The sequence below is a fragment of the Serratia sp. ME47 genome (assembly GCF_903970925.1).
Lineage (GTDB): Bacteria > Pseudomonadota > Gammaproteobacteria > Enterobacterales > Enterobacteriaceae > Serratia > Serratia ureilytica.
This window is the reverse complement of sequence record NZ_CAJCKE010000038.1, coordinates 14069-32011: the sequence shown is the minus strand read 5'-3', so window position 1 is coordinate 32011 and position 17943 is coordinate 14069. Positions and strand designations below refer to the sequence as shown.

The 17943-nt window shown below is 60.3% G+C and carries 13 protein-coding genes; 6 read left to right on the top strand and 7 right to left on the bottom strand.

The genetic code is table 11. The features are described 5' to 3' along the window. Positions 1–1687 (bottom strand): S8 family peptidase (locus tag H7A77_RS23565; RefSeq protein ID WP_220457887.1); only part of this gene is annotated, 1687 nt, incomplete at its 3' end. Positions 1688–2167: 480 nt separating this feature from the next. Further along, a complete protein-coding gene (locus H7A77_RS23560; RefSeq protein ID WP_033645365.1) occupies positions 2168–2806 on the bottom strand; it encodes a TetR/AcrR family transcriptional regulator in 639 nt (212 codons plus the stop codon). A gap of 263 nt (positions 2807–3069) precedes the next feature. Between H7A77_RS23560 and H7A77_RS23555 the strand changes: the two genes are divergently transcribed. Next, on the top strand, positions 3070–4287 hold the full coding sequence (locus H7A77_RS23555) for a Tm-1-like ATP-binding domain-containing protein (protein WP_042785546.1): 1218 nt from the start codon (positions 3070–3072) through the stop codon (positions 4285–4287). 91 nt (positions 4288–4378) lie between these two features. On the opposite strand, the gene spy is transcribed toward H7A77_RS23555, so the two are convergent. Beyond that, on the bottom strand, positions 4379–4870 hold the full coding sequence (gene spy, locus H7A77_RS23550) for an ATP-independent periplasmic protein-refolding chaperone Spy (RefSeq protein WP_033645367.1): 492 nt from the start codon (positions 4868–4870) through the stop codon (positions 4379–4381). Between the two features lie 542 nt (positions 4871–5412). On the opposite strand from spy, the gene pdeR reads away from it, so the two are divergent. Continuing rightward, positions 5413–7407 (top strand): cyclic di-GMP phosphodiesterase, encoded by a 1995-nt coding sequence (gene pdeR / locus H7A77_RS23545; protein ID WP_182074723.1) that lies wholly within the window; start codon positions 5413–5415, stop codon positions 7405–7407. A 16-nt stretch (positions 7408–7423) separates the two neighbouring features. On the opposite strand, the gene H7A77_RS23540 is transcribed toward pdeR, so the two are convergent. Further along, positions 7424–8290 (bottom strand): crotonase/enoyl-CoA hydratase family protein, encoded by an 867-nt coding sequence (locus H7A77_RS23540; RefSeq protein ID WP_033652699.1) that lies wholly within the window; start codon positions 8288–8290, stop codon positions 7424–7426. A 341-nt stretch (positions 8291–8631) separates the two neighbouring features. Between H7A77_RS23540 and yhjD the strand changes: the two genes are divergently transcribed. The 3 genes from yhjD (at position 8632) to H7A77_RS23525 (ending at position 12172) form a co-directional block, all read left to right on the top strand. Then, the gene (yhjD, locus tag H7A77_RS23535) at positions 8632–9651 is read left to right on the top strand and encodes an inner membrane protein YhjD (protein WP_072626780.1); all 1020 of its coding nucleotides are present in this window, start codon (positions 8632–8634) and stop codon (positions 9649–9651) included. A 329-nt stretch (positions 9652–9980) separates the two neighbouring features. Further along, a complete protein-coding gene (locus tag H7A77_RS23530) occupies positions 9981–11303 on the top strand; it encodes an MFS transporter (protein ID WP_016930463.1) in 1323 nt (440 codons plus the stop codon). A gap of 101 nt (positions 11304–11404) precedes the next feature. Further along, positions 11405–12172 (top strand): CDP-diacylglycerol diphosphatase, encoded by a 768-nt coding sequence (locus H7A77_RS23525; RefSeq protein WP_033652698.1) that lies wholly within the window; start codon positions 11405–11407, stop codon positions 12170–12172. Here the strand turns inward: H7A77_RS23525 and H7A77_RS23520 are convergent, their stop codons facing one another. Further along, positions 12173–14212: an AsmA family protein gene (locus tag H7A77_RS23520; protein WP_033645371.1), complete on the bottom strand. Its 2040-nt coding sequence runs from the start codon at positions 14210–14212 to the stop codon at positions 12173–12175. 91 nt (positions 14213–14303) lie between these two features. Then, a complete protein-coding gene (gene pdeH, locus H7A77_RS23515) occupies positions 14304–15095 on the bottom strand; it encodes a cyclic-guanylate-specific phosphodiesterase (protein ID WP_042785549.1) in 792 nt (263 codons plus the stop codon). Between the two features lie 236 nt (positions 15096–15331). Here pdeH and H7A77_RS23510 point away from each other — a divergent pair, with 236 nt between their 5' ends. Continuing rightward, the gene (locus H7A77_RS23510; RefSeq protein ID WP_033645373.1) at positions 15332–16267 is read left to right on the top strand and encodes a sugar kinase; all 936 of its coding nucleotides are present in this window, start codon (positions 15332–15334) and stop codon (positions 16265–16267) included. Between the two features lie 54 nt (positions 16268–16321). Here H7A77_RS23510 and ilvC read toward each other — a convergent pair whose 3' ends face one another. Beyond that, complete coding sequence (gene ilvC, locus H7A77_RS23505) at positions 16322–17797, bottom strand: ketol-acid reductoisomerase (protein WP_033636408.1); 1476 nt, start codon at positions 17795–17797, stop codon at positions 16322–16324. Positions 17798–17943: the final 146 nt, after the last annotated feature.

Genomic DNA, 17943 nt, shown 5'->3' with positions numbered 1-17943 from the left:
GATCGCTCTGGCCGTTCGGCCCCACTTCCACCGCGTAGCGCGAACCCGGCTCGAAGCTGACGTTGCCCGCCACGTTCAGGGTGCCGATCGAGTTGCCCGGCGCCACGGTGCCGCCGCGGCGGGCGGTCAGCGAACCGACCGTGCCGCTGCCGCCGACGATGCCGCCACTCTGCACGCTGACGTCCGAGGTGACCGAGCCGTTGATCGCCAGCCGCCCCTGATTGACCAGCGTCGGGCCGGAATAGGTATTGTTACCGGTCAGCACCAGGGTGCCGATACCCTGCTTGGTCAGGCCGCCGTGGCCGGAGATATCGTTGCTCCAGACGTCCAGCCCGCACAGCACATCGCTGCAGACGCGCTCGGTCGGTTTGCCCTTGTCCAGCACCGCGCCGACGCCCGGCAGATCCACCACGAATTGGGTCGGGCCGTAGGCCACGCCCGTCGGATCCGGAATACGGAACTCCGCCGGAATATCCTCGGCGGTCACCAACATGCCTGGCCCGTTGATGGCCTTGCCCAGGTTGATCATCCCCCAGCCGTAGAGCGCGTCGATGCCCGGCGCGCCCATGTCGGTGGCGGTGGTTTTCAGCACTTCCGCCACCTGTGCGCCGCTCAGATACGGGAAACGCTCCATCAGCACCGCAACGCTGCCGGCCACGTGCGGCGCCGCCATCGAGGTGCCGCTGTATTTGGCGTAGCCGGTCGTCAGATTCTCCACGCTGGTGCCTTCAATCACCGAGCTGTATACCCGGGTGCCCGGCGCCGAAACGCAGAAGCTGGCGGTGTAGCCGCAGCGGGAAGAGAAGGTGCTGATGCTGTAGTCGCCGCTATTAGAGGGGTCCTGCAAGCTGGCGACCGACAGCCAGTTCGGTGCAATCTCCGGCACGAAGTAGGCCAGGCCGGCCATCGCGTCCGGGTTGTTCAGGTTGTAATCGTTACCGGCGGCGAAGATGGTGACCACGCCGCTGCGCGCCGCGTCGATCGCGCCCTGATAGGCGCCGCCGGGCTTGGTGCCCAGGATCTGTTTGATCTGATCGAACTGCTTTTGCGCATCGTCGACGGTGAAATGAGGGTAAGCGGGATTCTTGCCCCCCTTGGCGAATTTATCGGTAATGCCGATACCCCAGCTGTTGTTGATGATGCGCGCGCCGCTGGCCACCAGCGCATCCCAACCGGCCTGGTACACCGCGCCGTCGTTGCCGAGGATGATGCCGTCCTCCGGGCCGGGATCGCCGTTTTCGGCGCTGATGATCTGCGCGTTAAACGCCACGCCGTGCATGGCGCCGCCGTCGCGGCTGCCGGCGGCGATGCCGCCCACGTGGGTACCGTGCGAACCGAGCGTGCCATCGGAATCCACGCTCGGCGTACCGTCATAGCGGAAAGTGTCGCCTTTTTTCACCGGAATATAGGGATCGGTGTATTCGCGGATGCCTTCGGTAACCAGATTGATCACCTTATTCTCACCGGCAAACTCCGGGTGCTTGGCGTAGACCGGCTGATCGAAAATGCCAAGTTTGATGCCTTTTCCGGTATAACCGGCGGCGTAGGCCTGGTCGGCGTGGATCGCCCCCAGCCCCCATTCCGCGTTGAACTCACTGCTGCGCCAGCTGGCCGGATCGCCCGCTTTGCCGTTCTCTATATAGCTGGAGGCCTGCGCGCCGCCGATCGCCGTCAGGCAGATCAGCATCGCGCTCCATTGTGCGCGATGAACTCCGATTTCAGGCCAGCCGAAGGCCGCCCGAGCGGATTTGACTCCTCTAAGTTTCTTCTCCATCCCAGATACCGTCCGTTGTTGTTTGCAAATGTTTTATAAGATTTTTTGTGTAACAGTTTGGTAACACCAAATAAATAAAGCACAACAATCTCAAGTGCGCTTAATGAGTCACTCGGCAGTTCGGTGGGCGGAGAGAACGTTTCAGGGATGAATCAGACGGGGGACGATAAGGAAAGAGAATGATCTCGCTCAGCGCTGAGGCGGTATTTATTCGCGGAGGATAATTAAATTAATACAATGATAAATAATGACATTTAATTAAAAGACAACCAAGGAAAGCGTCGCCTGAAAAGTGCTTAACAGGCACTTTTTATCACTTTTAATTATAACTTTTTCCAATATTTACTCAGTGAATTATGCTGGTTTTTCACTCAGGCAGCGGCAAAAATTGGATTATCCTGCTGATGTTTTTTTGCTGTTCATCGCATCCTCTTCCGCCTGACGCAGGATGGCTTTGGCCATCCATTGCGTGACATCCTGGATACCCTCAAGCTCCAGCCCCCAGATATCTTTCAGCACCAGGAACACCTCAGAACCGTAAATCAGCGAGAAAGCATGAATCACTCTCTGTAAAGAATCTGGCGGCAGTTTACCCTGCAACGGCTCTACCGCCAGCGCCAGCAGCCGCTTGCGGTTGCCGCGCACGAACTTTTCGCCCGGCGTGGCGTGCGCCCACTGCTGCAAAGAGAGCTGCAATGCGGCGCGCAGCGCCCCTTCGTGTCGCTCCATCTGAGGATAGGCCAACGTCAGCAACTGCTGGATGCGCTTCAGGGCATCGTCGTCCTGCGGGCGCCACGCCAGAATAGGCCCCAGACTTTCCGCCACCACCGCAGTAATTAATGCGCTTTGGGTCGGGAAATAGCGGTAGGCGGTCGCGCGCGATACCTGCGCATGCGCCGCCAGATCGGTGATCGATGGAAACGCGCCCTCGCCATACAGCGTCATTGCGCTGGCCAGCAACAAACGATGTGTTTTCGCCCGGGCGGAGGTCAGAGAAAGGTCGGACGGGGTGGGAAAAGCATTTATCGGCACTTAAACCTCATACATCTGTACACGCTTGCGCGACAGGCGAGACGCCACTGCCGACAGGTTGACGACAAAGGGTTGGCCGCGCAAAAAGCTCAAAAATGAGACAGGAGTCCCATTTTGCACTGAGCTGCCCTTGCAAAAATGATACTGCCGTCTCATTATATAAATACATTAATCAATTTAATTTAAATGCCAACACCAGGGCACCCAAAAAAACATAATACATTAATTTTTAAATAAAAATCAGAAACACCCCGGAAAAATCCATGAAAGATACTTCAAATTTTGTCTATATTGCTACCACAGCAGATACGAAAGGACAAGAGTTGGAGTATGTGCGGCGGCTGATTGCCAGCCTGAATTTACCCACGCGAACCGTCGATCTCTCCACCCGAAGCTTGCCGTTTGACTCCCCGGCCGATATCGGCCCAGAAGAGGTCGCTCGCCACCATCCGGCGGGCGCAGGCGCGGTCTTTCTAGCCAGCCGCGGCCAGGCAATCGCCGCCATGGCGACCGCTTTCGAACGTTTTATCCTGACGCGCCGCGATATCGCCGGCCTGCTTGGCCTGGGCGGCTCCGGCGGCACCGCCATCATCACGCCGGCAATGCAGCAGTTGCCGATTGGCCTGCCGAAATTGATGGTCTCGAGCATGGCGGCGGGAGACGTTTCCGCCTATGTCGGCGCCAGTGATATCAGCATGTTGTATTCGGTCACCGATCTCGCCGGCCTGAACCGTATCTCGCGCCGGGTGCTGGGCAATGCGGCGCGCCAGATAGCCGGCGCAGTCCGCTTCGCCGCCGTCGATCATCACGACGACAAGCCCGCAATCGGCCTGACGATGTTTGGCGTCACCACCCCCTGCATTCAAGCGCTGGTTGCCGATCTTGAGCCGCAATGGGACTGCCTGACGTTTCACGCGACCGGCAGCGGTGGCAGAGCGCTGGAAAAACTGATCGATAGCCGGCAACTGCACGGCGCCATCGATTTGACCACCACCGAAGTGACCGATTACCTGTTTGGCGGTGTGCTGCCCTGCAATGCAGATCGTTTCGGTGCTATCGCGCGTACCGGCATCCCGTGCGTACTCTCCTGCGGCGCGATCGACATGATCAACTTCGGCGCGCTGAATACGGTGCCGGCTCGCTACGCGAACCGCCTGCGCCATCATCACAATCCGCAAGTGACGCTGGTGCGCACCAGCCCACGGGAAAATGCGCTAATCGGTCATTGGATTGGCGAGAAAATCAACGCCTGCGCGGGCGAAGTGCGCTTCGTGATACCGGCGGGCGGCGTGTCGGCGCTGGATGCCCCTGGGCAACCGTTCTGGGATCCCGCAGCGCTGGCCGCCTTTACGCAAACGCTGGAGGAGACGGTGCACGCCACCCATAAGCGCCGGTTAATAAAAACGCCTTACCATATTAACGATCCGCGCTTTGCGCAGGCCGTTGCCGAACAGTTCCGACATATTGCCGCTGGGGAATGATAATCACTCGCTGCCGGGCCTGCCGGAGATAACGCCGAAAAAAAAGGCCAGACAAATAGTCTGGCCCTTTTTTATTTACCGCGAGCGTATATTACTGACCGGAGGACATCTGCTCCTTCATTTTATTCATATGGTCCATCATCTTTTGCTCACGTTTCTGATAATTCTCATTGTATTGTTTTTTCTGCTCAGGGGTCAGCAGGTTATACATTTTATTTTCCGCCTTGGCGCGTTCCAGCATGCGTTCGGATTGCGCTTTGCCGATCGCGTCAATTTGCGCCTTCGCCTTCGCTTCATCGAAGCTGTCGGAAGCGACCAGATTATGCAGCGCCTGGCGTTCCTCTTTCATGCCCGGACCGCGTTTCGAGTGCGACTCTTTCATGATATCGCGCATTTGCTGGCGCTGCTGCTCGGTCAGGTTCAGCCCGGCGAACGGGCCGCCTTTACCTTCACCCTTGTGATGCATCATTTTCATCGGCGCCGCATCCGCAGCCGGGGCCGCCGTCGTATCAGCGGCGAACGCCGCAGAAGCAGAACCCAGAGCCAGCGTGGAAGCAATAAATAAAGCCGTCAATTTACGCATAATCATTTCCTTAAAAATTTTTCTTCATCAGGAGCGCTGTACGTTAACAGGCTCATTCGTTCGTCGAAGATAATAATAGGCTGATAAAATTCAAGTAATGCGAGGGTGTGTAAACTTTTTAAAACCCGTCACGGGTTTATTCACCAATTATGAGAAAACTATGAAGAAGGCGTTTATTTGATGGAAATTTTAATTTCCCGGCAAAAATCTCCCCGACAGGGTTATTTTTCAGCCGCCCTCTCACCGCTATAATTTACTCGCCCACAAGACAACCTTGCATCAACCGTTTTTCGTTAGCGGGGAGGCCGGTACAAACTTCGCACGACCCGATGTTCTCCTCCTACACTTTAAGGCAACCGGTCGCCGGGTGGCGCGTACACCGCAAAACTAATCATTGCTTATAGAATAGTTTCCATTACCCGCCCCGCCTGTGAAAACCTGTTATATGATGCACAGACGCGCACGGCGACCACTTTCGGGCCCACAGGCCGCCAGCGGTTCTTCGTGCTGACCGGCCGCCCGTGCTCTTTTGAGGAATCATCATGTCCGCAGACCAAGGCCCTGAGCTTCTTAACGCCCACTTCGGCACCCAGAGCCCCCACTGGCGGCTGGCGTTTGACAGCAATGCCCTGGAGCTGTCCGCCGTTAAGGGCAAAGCCCACGTCGCGGTGGCGCTGAGCGCCATGGACGCGGCGAAAATTCGCCGTTTGACCGGCGTGACCGCCAGCCTTGAACTCACCATCACGCTGGCCGGCGAACCGCTGCATCTGCATCTGGTCGGGCGCCGCGTCAATAACCTCGAATGGGCGGGCACCGCGTCCGCGTTCAGCGATACCCAATCCGTGGCGCGCGATCTGGTGCATGGGCTCTCCTTCGCCGAGCAGGTGGTGTCCGAAGCCAACTCGGTGATCGTGATCGTCGACCAGCACGGCCGCATCCAGCGCTTCAATCGGCTGAGCGAGGAGTACACCGGGCTGCACGAACACGAGGTGATCGGCAAGAACGTTTTCCAGCTGTTTATGAGCCCGGAAGAAGCCGCCGCCTCGCGGCGCAACATCGCCGGCTTCTTCCGCAACGGCTCTTCGTATGAGGTGGAACGCTGGGTAAAGACGGTCAAGGGCGAGCGGCTGTTCCTGTTTCGCAATAAGTTCGTGCACAGCGGCAGCGGCAAGAACGAGGTGTTTCTGATCTGCTCCGGAACCGACATCACCGAAGAGCGTCGCGCTCAGGAACGGCTGCGGGTGCTGGCCAACACCGATATTATCACCGGCCTGCCGAACCGTAACGCCATCCAGGACAAGATTAACCACGCCATCGCCACGCGCGGCGAAGAGAGTTTCGGCCTGGTGTACCTCGATCTCGACAACTTCAAAAAGGTCAACGACGCCTACGGCCATATGTTCGGCGATCGGCTGCTGGTTGAGGTCTCGCTGGCGATCCTCGGCTGCCTGAGCCCGGATCAGGTGCTCGCCCGCCTCGGCGGCGACGAATTTTTGGTGCTGGCGCCTCAGACCGATCGCGAACGTTCGCAAACGCTGGCGCAGCGCATCATCGATCGGCTGAAGACCCCTTTCCGCATCGGCCTGATCGAAGTGTATACCGGCTGTTCGATCGGCATCGCGCTGTGCCCGGAGCACGGCAACGATCTCGACAGCCTGATCCGCAGCGCCGATACCGCCATGTACGTCGCCAAGGAGCACGGCAAGCGCACCTATACCGTCTTCTCGCCGGAGATGAACAAGCGCGTCGCCGAATACATGTGGCTGGACACCAACCTGCGTAAAGGGCTGGAGCAAAATCAGCTGGTATTGTATTACCAGCCTAAAATCGACGCGCGCAGCGGTGAAGTGCACAGCGTGGAAGCGCTGGTGCGCTGGGATTCGCCGGAGCGCGGCCTGATCCCGCCGCTGCAGTTCATCTCCTACGCCGAGGAGTCCGGCCTGATCGGCCCGCTGGGCCAATGGGTGTTGCAGACCGCCGCCTGCCAGGCGGCGCAGTGGCGAGAGCGGGGATTGAATCTGCGGGTGGCGGTCAACCTCTCCGCCCGGCAGCTGGCCGACGACAGCATCGTCAACGATCTGCTCGGGGTGCTGCGCCGTCACCGCATGGCCCCTTGCCTGCTGGACTTCGAGTTGACTGAAAGCAGCCTGATTGAAGACGAAAACCGCGCGCGCGTGCTGATCACCCGGCTACGCGAGCTGGGCGCGCAGGTGCATCTCGACGACTTCGGCACCGGCTATTCGTCGCTGGCGCAGCTGGCGCGTATTCCGCTGGACGCCATCAAGCTGGATAAAAGCTTCGTGCGCGGGGTGAATTTCAACCCGGTTTCGCAATCGCTGGTGCGCGCGATCGTCGCGGCGGCGGAGGCGCTGGCCTTCCGCGTGATCGCCGAAGGGGTGGAGACCGAGAGCGAAAATCAGTTCCTCGACGAGGTCGGCGTGGACGAAAAGCAGGGCTTTCTGTTTGCGCGGCCAATGCTCCCGGAACAGCTGGAGCATTGGCTGCAGTCCTATCGCCCGCGCTCACCTTCCGCGTGAGGCGGGCGCGTTAACGTTAGCCGGCACGACGCAGGTTCAGGGTGTGGCGATCCTGCAACATCACCAGCCGCTCGATGTAGGCGCGATCTTTTTCCTCAATGGTGAAGGCCGAGTGCACCCAATCCTCGGTAATGTCCATCAGCTCGGAACGCGTCAGCTGCAGCACGCGCTGACGCGCCCGCAACATGGCGCGCATGCCGTTGAGCTTCGGCCGGATGGTATCGATGAAAGTGCGCGTCGCCATGTAGGCGTCGCCGGGCTGGAACAGCTGATCCACCAGCCCACGGCTCTCGAACCACTCTGCGGTGTGCGACTCGCCGCCCCAAATCAGTTCTTCGGCCAAGCGCATGCCCGCCTTGCGCGCCACCAGCGAGTAACCGCCCATGCCGGGAAACAGGTTGAACGCAATCTCCGGGAACCCCATGCGCGCATTGTTCTGCGCCAACACGAAATGGTGCGCCAGCGCCGCTTCAAAACCGCCGCCCAGCGCGCTGCCTTCGACCATCGCAATGCTGACCGCGCCGGTATCGAAACCGCGCGCCGCCGCATGCACGCAGTCGATGCAGGCACGCGCGTAGGCCATCATCGCCTCGCGTTTGCGGTTCTTGATGGCTTCGGCGAAGAACTGCAGATCGCCGCCGACGTTAAACATGTTCGGCACCAGCGAGCCGGTGACCCAGAAATCGAACCGCAGCGAAGACTCTTTCGCCGCCTGCGCCAGCGTCATGATGTCTTCGATCAGCGCCTGATTAAAGCAAGGACGCGGCGCAGCGCGCAGCAGCATCCACATGATATGCCTCTCCTCTTCATAGTAGGCGGAAAGCTGCGACAGATTGCCCGCTTCGGTAAACGGACGGCAGGTGGGGTGATTAAGCAATTTCATAAGACCTTCCAGTTTTTCTGTTGATGACGGGTGAGACCGTTCCAGCCCCTACGGCTGCAGCGGAGCGGCGCTCGGCAACGCGTGGCGCCACATCATGAGTAAACGCTTTCTCGCCGACGAAACAGATAAAAATTGGAGGTAGGGAAGTGAAAAAAACCGAGGCGCGGCGGGGTTTTCATAGGAATTTTACCTATCGGCCGCCTCCTGGCATTTCATGCCGGGCGCTAACGCGTTAAGCTCGGAAAATGACCGTTTGCCGCCCCGGCGCTCAAAACGCCGCGGGGCTTTGGCTATAATCAACGCGGATACATGCCGTTTAACGTTAAGGAAATCGTGAAGTAATGCCTACAGGACCAGACCAGGAACGCCGCCAGCCCACACAAGACACGCCGCCGAAGCCGCTTATCGCCATCAAGACCGGCCATGAAACGCTCGACCGCCGCATCAGCGGTTTTTCACGTCTGATTGAACGCATCAAAGCCTGGCCGAGCGTTGCGCACCTGCTGCGCGCCGCCGAACGCTTTAACGATCGGCTGGGCAGCCAGTTCGGCGCCGCCATCACCTATTTTTCATTCCTCTCGCTGATCCCGATCCTGATGGTGTCGTTCGCCGCCGCCGGTTTCGTGCTGGCTTCCAACCCGGATCTGCTGGCCCGTTTGATCAACCGGATCGTCGGCAGCATCAGCGATCCGACGCTGGCCAGCACGCTGAAGAACACCGTCAACACCGCCATTCAGCAGCGCACCACCGTGGGATTGACCGGCCTGGCGCTGGCGCTCTATTCCGGCATCAGTTGGATGGGCAACCTGCGCGAAGCGATCCGCGCGCAATCGCGTGACGTCTGGGAGCGCAATCCGCAGGATCAGGAGAAAATCTATTTCAAGTACACCCGCGACTTCATCTCGCTGACCGGCCTGGTGGTCGCGCTGATTATCACGCTGTCGCTGACCTCGGTCGCCGGCTCGGCGCAGGCGGCGATCGTCAACGCGCTGGGGCTGGACGGCATCGAATGGCTGCGGCCGGCGCTGACGACGATCGCGCTGTCGATCTCGATTTTCGCCAACTATCTGCTGTTCCTGTGGATTTTCTGGATGCTGCCGCGCCACAAACCGAAGAAAAAAGCGCTGCTGCGCGGCACCTTGCTTGCGGCTATCGGCTTTGAGGTGATCAAGTTCGTGATGACGATGACGCTGCCGCAGGTGGCGAAATCGCCCTCCGGCGCGGCCTTCGGCTCGGTGATCGGGCTGATGGCGTTCTTCTACTTCTTCGCCCGCCTGACGCTGTTTTGCGCCGCCTGGATCGCAACGGCCGACTACAAAGGCGACAAAGCCTTGCCGGAACGCGAGCCGCCGGCACGCTGAAGCCATGCAATCGTGCCGGTGTTATCGCACGCGCCGGCACTTTCCTCTGGTTAACAAGCAAAAAACCAGTCAATCTCTCTAAATCATGCGGCATGGCATTCGAAAAACCAGCATAACAAACTACCCAGTCACTTTTCTTTCCCGTTTTTACAGCCATTCACACTGTATGAACCCCATTTCTCAACGTTTAACGCTACAGAAAAGAAGTCAGGTAAAACATTAGTCTTTTTAACCGGTTAGCGGCGGCGCTGCCCAGAGTTCCAGCGTTGAAAAGGCGGAATGCTGTCACTAAGATGGATTTTTACCCCCTCCAACAATAAGAAATAGATATGCAAGCCACCATCGCACCCCCACTCGACGCCGACGACGCGTCTACACCGGTGAATTCCCGCGGGAAAGTCATCGTCGCCTCGCTGGTCGGCACCGCCATCGAGTTCTTCGACTTTTACATCTACGCCACCGCCGCGGTGATCGTGTTCCCGCACATCTTCTTCCCGCAGGGCGACCCGACCACCGCGACGCTGCAGTCGCTGGCCACCTTCGCCGTCGCCTTTGTCGCGCGCCCTATCGGCTCTGCGCTGTTCGGCCACTTCGGCGATCGCGTGGGACGCAAGGTGACGCTGGTCGCCTCGCTGCTGACCATGGGGATTTCCACCGTGCTGATCGGCCTGCTGCCGAGCTATGAAACCATCGGCATCTTCGCCCCTATCCTGCTGGCGCTGGCGCGCTTTGGCCAGGGGCTGGGGCTGGGTGGCGAATGGGGCGGCGCCGCCTTGCTGGCGACGGAGAACGCGCCGGCCAAAAAACGTGCGCTGTACGGCTCCTTCCCCCAGTTGGGCGCCCCGATCGGCTTCTTCTTCGCCAACGGCACCTTCCTGCTGCTCTCGTGGCTGCTGAGCGACCAGCAATTTATGGAATGGGGCTGGCGCGTGCCGTTCATCCTCTCCGCCGCATTGGTGCTGATTGGCCTGTACGTCCGGGTGTCATTGCATGAAACGCCGGTGTTCGCCAAAGCGGCCAAGGCCGGCAAACAGGTGAAAGTGCCGCTCGGCACGCTGCTGAGCAAGCATCTGAAAGCCACCATCCTCGGCACCTTCATCATGCTGGCGACCTACACGCTGTTTTATCTGATGACGGTCTATTCGATGACCTACGGCACTGCGCCGCAGCCGCTGGGGCTCGGTTACTCCCGTAACAGCTTCCTGTGGATGCTGATGGTGGCGGTGATCGGTTTCGGCGTGATGGTGCCCATCGCCGGCCTGCTGGCGGACGCGTTCGGCCGTCGCAAGACCATGATCGCCATTACCCTGCTGATGATCGGCTTCGCGTTCCTGTTCCCGACCCTGCTGGGTTCCGGCAACCAGGCGCTGGTGATGGGCTTCCTGCTGTGCGGCCTGAGCATCATGGGGCTGACCTTTGGCCCGATGGGCGCGCTGCTGCCGGAGCTGTTCCCCACCGAAGTGCGCTACACCGGCGCATCGTTCTCCTACAACGTCGCGTCGATTCTCGGCGCGTCCGTGGCGCCTTACATCGCCACCTGGCTGGCGGCCCACTACGGGCTGTTTTACGTCGGCATGTACCTGGCGGCGATGGCCGGGCTGACGCTGCTGGCCCTCCTGCTGATGAAAGAAACCCGCCACCAGTCGCTGTGATCCTCTGCGGCCCCCTCACTGCGGGGGGCCGCACGCGTTGTTCGTTTCCTGTCATAAAACCGGGCTATGCTGGACGTTTCTCTCGGTAACAGGATCGGCCGATGTCTCTGCGTCGTGGGGTATTTGTCTGCGTAGCGCTGCTGGCGGCTCTCGCCATCGCGCTCTATTACGGGTTGAAACCCGACCATCCCGATGCGCTGTGGCGCATCGTCAGCCAGCAATGTCTGCCCAATCAGCAGGCGCATGACAACCCGGCACCCTGCGCGCAGGTGGATGTGCAGGCCGGTTTCGTGGTGTTTAAAGATCGCAACGGGCCGCTGCAATACCTGCTGATGCCCAGCGCCAAAATCACCGGTATCGAAAGCCCGGCGGTGCTGGACGCCGCCACGCCGAATTTCTTCGCCCAGGCCTGGCGCGCGCGCCACGTGATGGCGGAACGCTATGGCAAACCGATCGACGACGGCGATATTTCATTGGCGATCAATTCGGAATATGGCCGCACGCAAAACCAGCTGCACATTCATATCTCCTGCCTACTGCCGGCGGTAAAACAGCGGCTGGCGCAGATCGGCCCCCATTTCATCGAGCAATGGCAACCGCTGCCCGGCGGCCTGTTGGGGCATGACTATCTAGGGCGGCGGGTGACCCCTGCCGAACTGGAACAACAGGGCGCCTTCCGCCTGCTGGCCTCCGGCCTGCCGCGCGCCGACGGGCGCATGGGCAGCTTCGGCCTGGCGATGACCGCGCTGCCGGACGGGGATTTCCTGCTGCTGGCAACCGAGCGCAGCCTGCTGCCGTTCACCCTGGCCTCGGCGGAAGAGATCCAGGATCACGACTGCCGGCTGCTCACGCCGCCGCCGCGCGCCTGATTATTTTTTGCCTTTCATCTCCCGCAGGATCTGCCCGCACTGGTTCTCCTCGCCGCCTTCACTGGGCGAGACCAGCGCCAGCAGCGCCGCCGCCGGCGTCAGCACCGCCCCCAACGCCACCGCCGCCGCGCCGCGCGCGATCAGCGGCCCGGCTTTGACCCCGGCGTCCGGATGCTTGAAGGTGCCTTTCACGTACAGCGGCGATCGCAGGGTCAGCACGCGCATGCCCTTGCTTTCCGGATCGATGGATAAATCCAGCCGTTCGGTGGCGAGGTTGGTGTTGCCGGTGATGTTGATCACCGCGTTTTCGGTGTCGAACACGAACAGTCGCGGCGCGGCGACGCCGCTGCGGATGCCGACGTCCGCCGCCGCGCAGTTGATGCCCACCACGTCGTCACCGAACAGCTGCGCCACCAGATAGTTACCGACGTTCAGACCGAGGATCTCCATCAGGCTACGGCTGATCACCCCGTTATTGATCAGCAGGCGCAGGTCACCGTTGCTGGTCGCCAGCAGCTCGGCCACCGAATTGCCGCTGCCCGTCAGCCTGGCGTCGCCGTTCATCTGCCCGAGGCTGCGCTTCATCGCCTCCACATTCGGCAACAGCTGTTTAAGCTGAAGTTTGCGTGCATGCATATCCACCTGCCCGCGCATCGGCTTTTTGCCGCCGTCGAGGCGCACGACGGCGTTCAGGCTGCCGCCCGCCATGCCGAAGCGCAGCGGATCCAGGCGCAGTTCGCCATTGTTCAGCTTCAGGTGCGTGGCCAGATCGCTCAGCGGCAAATCGCTGCCGCGTTCAATGCGCGCGGCGGCAAACTTCACGTCCGCATCCATCTTGCTCCAGCTTTGCGTATCGAACTGTTCGACCGGCAGCACCTTATCCGCAGGCTGACGGCTTTTCTCGCCGCGCCCGGCTTTGGCGGCGTTGGAGTCGGCGCCGATCAGCGGCGCCAGATCCGCCAACCTCAGCTGCCGGGAGTTCACCGCGCCGCTCAGCGTGGGCCGCGGTTTACCGGCAACGTACTTCAAGCTGCCGTGAATGTCGCTGTCGCCGATTTTTCCGTCGAATTTCTGGTACTCAAACACCGCGCCGCCCGGCTGATGCAGACGGGCGGTCAGATGGCCATCGGTCGCATACGGCGGGGTATTCGGCAACAACACGCCGGTCAGGCCATAGAGGTTGCTCAGGCTTTCACCGGAAAATTTCAGCTGTACATCCAGGCCGCCGAGGTTCAGCGGATCGGACAAGGTGCCCGCGACCACCACCCGGGTGCTGCCGGAGCGCACATCGGCCTGCAGCGGGAACGGCAAATCGGCGCTCTGCAGCGACAGCATGCCGCCAATCTTGCCGCTGCCGCTCAACGGTTCGCCGTTATATTTGCCCTTCACCTGCCAGCCGAAAACGTAATCGGGGGTCGCGGTCTTGTCGCCGCCCTGTTTGCCGGTCACTTCACTGAACGGCAACGGCTTGCCGAGCGGATCGATGACGGCGCGGAAATCCGCTTTCAGCGTGGCGTCTTTAAAGGCGATCTGCCCCTTGTCGAATACGATGTCGTGAACGGTGAACGACCAGTCGGAAGGCGGCTGCTTGGGATCCTGGCCGGCGGCCAGGTCAAACGTCCAGTTGTTGTCGCCGTTGGCCAGACGTTGCAACGAAGCATTCGGCTGCTTCAGCCAGATGCGCGGGATCAGCAGCTCTTTACCCAGCAACGCCAGCGGCGCAATGCTGGCGTCGACGCGCTGCAGCGTTACCATGCTGTCGCCGGGCATGTTTTTCGGGTTACCCAGCCACACGTCTTCGGCGTGAATATGCGGCCAGGGCACCCAGGCGCGCCAGCCGCCCTCATCCGGATTGCGCGACCAGTCGACGCCCAGATCGCCGCGAATGGCGAACGGTCGCCGCAGTTCGGCCGACACTTTGTCGTTGATGGTGGGCTTGAGTCGATTCCAGTCGAAGGTAGCAATGAAGATCGCCAGCGCGACGATCAGCAGCAGCACAATGCCGCCCAGCCAGCTGAAAACCTTTCCTGTTCTTGTCATAGCGGCTCCCTCAGCGCATAAATCGGGCTGCCGAATGAAAGGAAAAGGAGTTAGCAGCCCCGTTTAAGCCTAGCTGAGGATAGGCCGGAGTTCACGCCGGCGCGCCGGGCGCGGCGAACAGCGTCGGCACGCTGTGCAGAGTTTCAAAGCACGCCGGGCGGGAAAGGTAGTAGCCCTGAGCGGCCAACGCGCCGGAACGCTGCACCAGCCGCCACTCTTGTTCGGTTTCCACACCCTCGACGATCACCCCGTCGCTGTGCTGGTTCATCATCTTGATCAGGGTGCCGAGCAGCTGGACGCCCTCTTCCGACTGTTTGAGCAAGGTAAACAATTCGCGCGCCACCTTGATGTATTGATAACGCCAGGCGCCGACGGCGGAGAAGTTGGCCAGCCCGCTGCCGAAATCGTCCAGCCACAGCCGCTCGCCGCCGACGATCTGCTGCAGCGGGCGGTTTGACGCCGTTTCGGCGTGCTCCACCAGCTCGAAGCGCAGATAGGGCATCTCGGCGATCTGCCGTTGCAACGCGCTATGGCGCTGCAACGCTTGCAGCGCGATGCCGTCGATATTGACCGACACCATCACCGCGTGACGAATGAACAACGCCTGCCAGCGCTGCAACAGCGCCAGCTGTTCCTGGATCACCTGCAAACGCTGGGCGACGCCGAGCGAGGAAAAATAATGCTCCGGGGATTGCCGCTTGTCCGGCTCATTCGGGTGATACACCGCCGTCAGCAGTTCCACCGCCAGCAGCGCGCCGCTGGTGCGATAAATCGGCTGGAAGGTATACAAGCGCCGGCATTGCCGCCAGTAGCGCCGCGATTTGGCGCAGGCATAGAGGGCAAAACAAGGCGCCAGCAGACCAGAGATCAGATTGGTTATCATCGGTACTATCGCCGTGGCGGGGAAATGAGAGCGCTGCCGCTGTTTCTTTACCCAGCTTATCGGCAACGCGGCGTAAAACTTTAAGCCGAATTGCCGCCCGTTTCTCCTCCGTCCTGCCCGCGTTCGCCGATCGCGATCATAAAAAATTAAAACGCCGTTTTAATTTATTGACTCACTGACCCCCTTGCGTGGAGACTGGCGGCTATTGCTTCTTCTTTAGCCAGGGCTTATTGACGATGACTATCCGAAATCTCGCCGTGATCGGCGAATGCATGATCGAGCTGTCGCAGCAGGGCGCACAGCTGACGCGCGGCTTTGGCGGCGATACCCTCAACACCGCCGTCTACCTCGCCCGCCAAATGCCGGAACAGACGCTACGGGTGCATTATGTCACCGCACTCGGCACCGACAGTTTCAGCGGCGACATGCTGCAGGCCTGGCGGCAGGAGAAGATCGAGACCGGGTTGATTCAGCAATTCGACAACAAGCTGCCGGGCCTGTACCTCATCGAAACCGACGCCGCCGGCGAACGTACTTTCTACTACTGGCGCAATGACGCCGCCGCCCGGTATTGGCTTGCGGGACCGCAGGCCGACGCACTGTGCGAACGGCTGGCGCAGTTCGATTACTTGTACCTCAGCGGCATTAGCCTGGCGATCCTCGCGCCTGCCGATCGCATGAAACTGCTGGCGCTGCTGCGCCGCTGTCGCGCCAACGGCGGCAAGGTGATCTTCGACAACAATTACCGTCCGCGCCTGTGGCAAAGCCGTGAGGAAACGCAGCAGGCCTACCGCGAGGTGCTGGCCTGTACCGACATCGCTTTTCTGACGCTGGATGACGAAGAGTTGCTGTGGGGAGCGCAGCCTATCGAACAGGCGGTAGCTCGCACGCAGGCGCTCGGCGTCGGCGAGATCGTCATCAAACGCGGCGCGCACGCCTGCCTGGTGTTCAGTATGGCAGGGGAGAAACTTGAGGTGCCGGCGATCGCGCTGCCGCCAGAGCGTGTCGTCGACACCACCGCAGCGGGCGATTCTTTCAGCGCCGGTTACCTGGCGGCCCGCCTGAACGGCGGCAGCGCCCAACGGGCGGCGCAGCGCGGCCATCTGCTGGCCGCTACGGTGATCCAGCATCGCGGCGCCATCATTCCCGCCGCAATGATGCCGGAGGCATAAAAAAAGCCGGCATCGCTGCCGGCTCTTTCTCTTTGTGCTTTGCCTTGCGGAAAATCAGCCCGCGACGGCGATGCGTTTCATATCGGTCATGTAGCCGCGCAGTTTACGGCCGACGGTTTCGATAGGGTGGCTGCGCACCGCTTCGTTCACGTCGCGCAGCTGCGCATTGTCCACCGCCGTACCCGCCACAGCTTTGCCCAAATCGCCCGCCTGCAGGGTGGTCATAAAGTCCTTCAGCAGCGGCACCGCCGCGTTGGCGAACAGGTAGTTGCCGTACTCTGCGGTATCGGAGATGACCACGTTCATTTCATACAGACGCTTACGCGCAATGGTGTTGGCGATCAGCGGCAGCTCGTGCAGCGACTCGTAGTAAGCCGACTCTTCGATGATGCCGGCATCGACCATGGTTTCGAACGCCAGCTCTACGCCCGCTTTCACCATCGCCACCATCAGCACGCCGTGATCGAAGTACTCTTGCTCGCTGATTTTGCCTTCAAACTGCGGTGCATTCTCGAATGCGGTTTTGCCGGTCTCTTCGCGCCAGGTCAGCAGTTTCACGTCGTCTTCCGCCCAGTCGGCCATCATGCCGCTGGAGAACGCGCCGGAGATGATGTCGTCCATGTGCTTCTGGAACAGCGGCGCCATGATGGTTTTCAGCTGTTCGGACAGCGCATAGGCGCGCAGCTTGGCCGGGTTGGACAGGCGATCCATCATCAGGGTGATGCCGCCCTGCTTCAGCGCTTCGGTGATGGTTTCCCAGCCGAACTGAATCAGTTTCTCGGCGTAAGCCGGATCGGTGCCCTCAGCAACCAGCTTGTCGAAGCACAGCAGCGAACCCGCCTGCAGCATGCCGCACAGAATGGTCTGCTCGCCCATCAAATCGGATTTCACTTCGGCGACGAAGGAAGACTCCAGCACGCCGGCGCGGTGGCCGCCGGTCGCCGCCGCCCAAGCCTTGGCGATCGCCATGCCTTCGCCTTTCGGATCGTTTTCCGGGTGAACCGCAATCAGGGTCGGCACGCCGAAGCCGCGCTTGTACTCTTCACGCACTTCGGTGCCCGGGCATTTCGGCGCGACCATCACCACGGTGATGTCTTTACGCACCTGCTCACCCACTTCAACGATGTTGAAGCCGTGGGAGTAACCCAGCGCCGCGCCGTCTTTCATCAGCGGCTGCACCGCGCGCACCACGGAAGAGTGCTGCTTGTCCGGCGTCAGGTTGACTACCAGATCCGCCTGCGGGATCAGGTCTTCGTAGGTGCCGACCTTGAAGCCGTTTTCGGTCGCCTTGCGCCAGGAAGCGCGCTTCTCGTCGATCGCTTCTTTGCGCAGGGCATAGGCGACATCCAGACCGGAATCGCGCATGTTCAGACCCTGGTTCAGCCCCTGGGCGCCACAGCCGACAATCACCACTTTTTTACCTTTCAGGTAGCCGGCTTCGTCAGCAAATTCGTCGCGCGCCATAAAGCGGCATTTACCCAATTGCGCCAACTGCTGACGCAGGTTCAATGTGTTGAAATAGTTAGCCATGGTGGTACTCCGGTTTGATGTTGTCTTGCATTGTTATTTTCATTCCCCGCCCTGTCTGTGCGGAGATTCGTTAAACTCAATGTATAACAGGAAATGCGTTGCTTAAATTGATATATTGAGAACGTGACATTGCAATTTTTGCAACA

Bases quoted from the DNA above. Each gene is read 5' to 3' on its own strand.
- H7A77_RS23540 (WP_033652699.1), bottom strand. From the start codon at position 8,290: ATGAAATTGCTTAATCACCCCACCTGCCGTCCGTTTACCGAAGCGGGC.
- H7A77_RS23555 (WP_042785546.1), top strand. From the start codon at position 3,070: ATGAAAGATACTTCAAATTTTGTCTATATTGCTACCACAGCAGATACG.
- spy (WP_033645367.1), bottom strand. From the start codon at position 4,870: ATGCGTAAATTGACGGCTTTATTTATTGCTTCCACGCTGGCTCTGGGT.
- H7A77_RS23520 (WP_033645371.1), bottom strand. From the start codon at position 14,212: ATGACAAGAACAGGAAAGGTTTTCAGCTGGCTGGGCGGCATTGTGCTG.
- H7A77_RS23530 (WP_016930463.1), top strand. From the start codon at position 9,981: ATGCAAGCCACCATCGCACCCCCACTCGACGCCGACGACGCGTCTACA.
- ilvC (WP_033636408.1), bottom strand. From the start codon at position 17,797: ATGGCTAACTATTTCAACACATTGAACCTGCGTCAGCAGTTGGCGCAA.
- yhjD (WP_072626780.1), top strand. From the start codon at position 8,632: ATGCCTACAGGACCAGACCAGGAACGCCGCCAGCCCACACAAGACACG.
- pdeR (WP_182074723.1), top strand. From the start codon at position 5,413: ATGTCCGCAGACCAAGGCCCTGAGCTTCTTAACGCCCACTTCGGCACC.
- pdeH (WP_042785549.1), bottom strand. From the start codon at position 15,095: ATGATAACCAATCTGATCTCTGGTCTGCTGGCGCCTTGTTTTGCCCTC.
- H7A77_RS23525 (WP_033652698.1), top strand. From the start codon at position 11,405: ATGTCTCTGCGTCGTGGGGTATTTGTCTGCGTAGCGCTGCTGGCGGCT.
- H7A77_RS23510 (WP_033645373.1), top strand. From the start codon at position 15,332: ATGACTATCCGAAATCTCGCCGTGATCGGCGAATGCATGATCGAGCTG.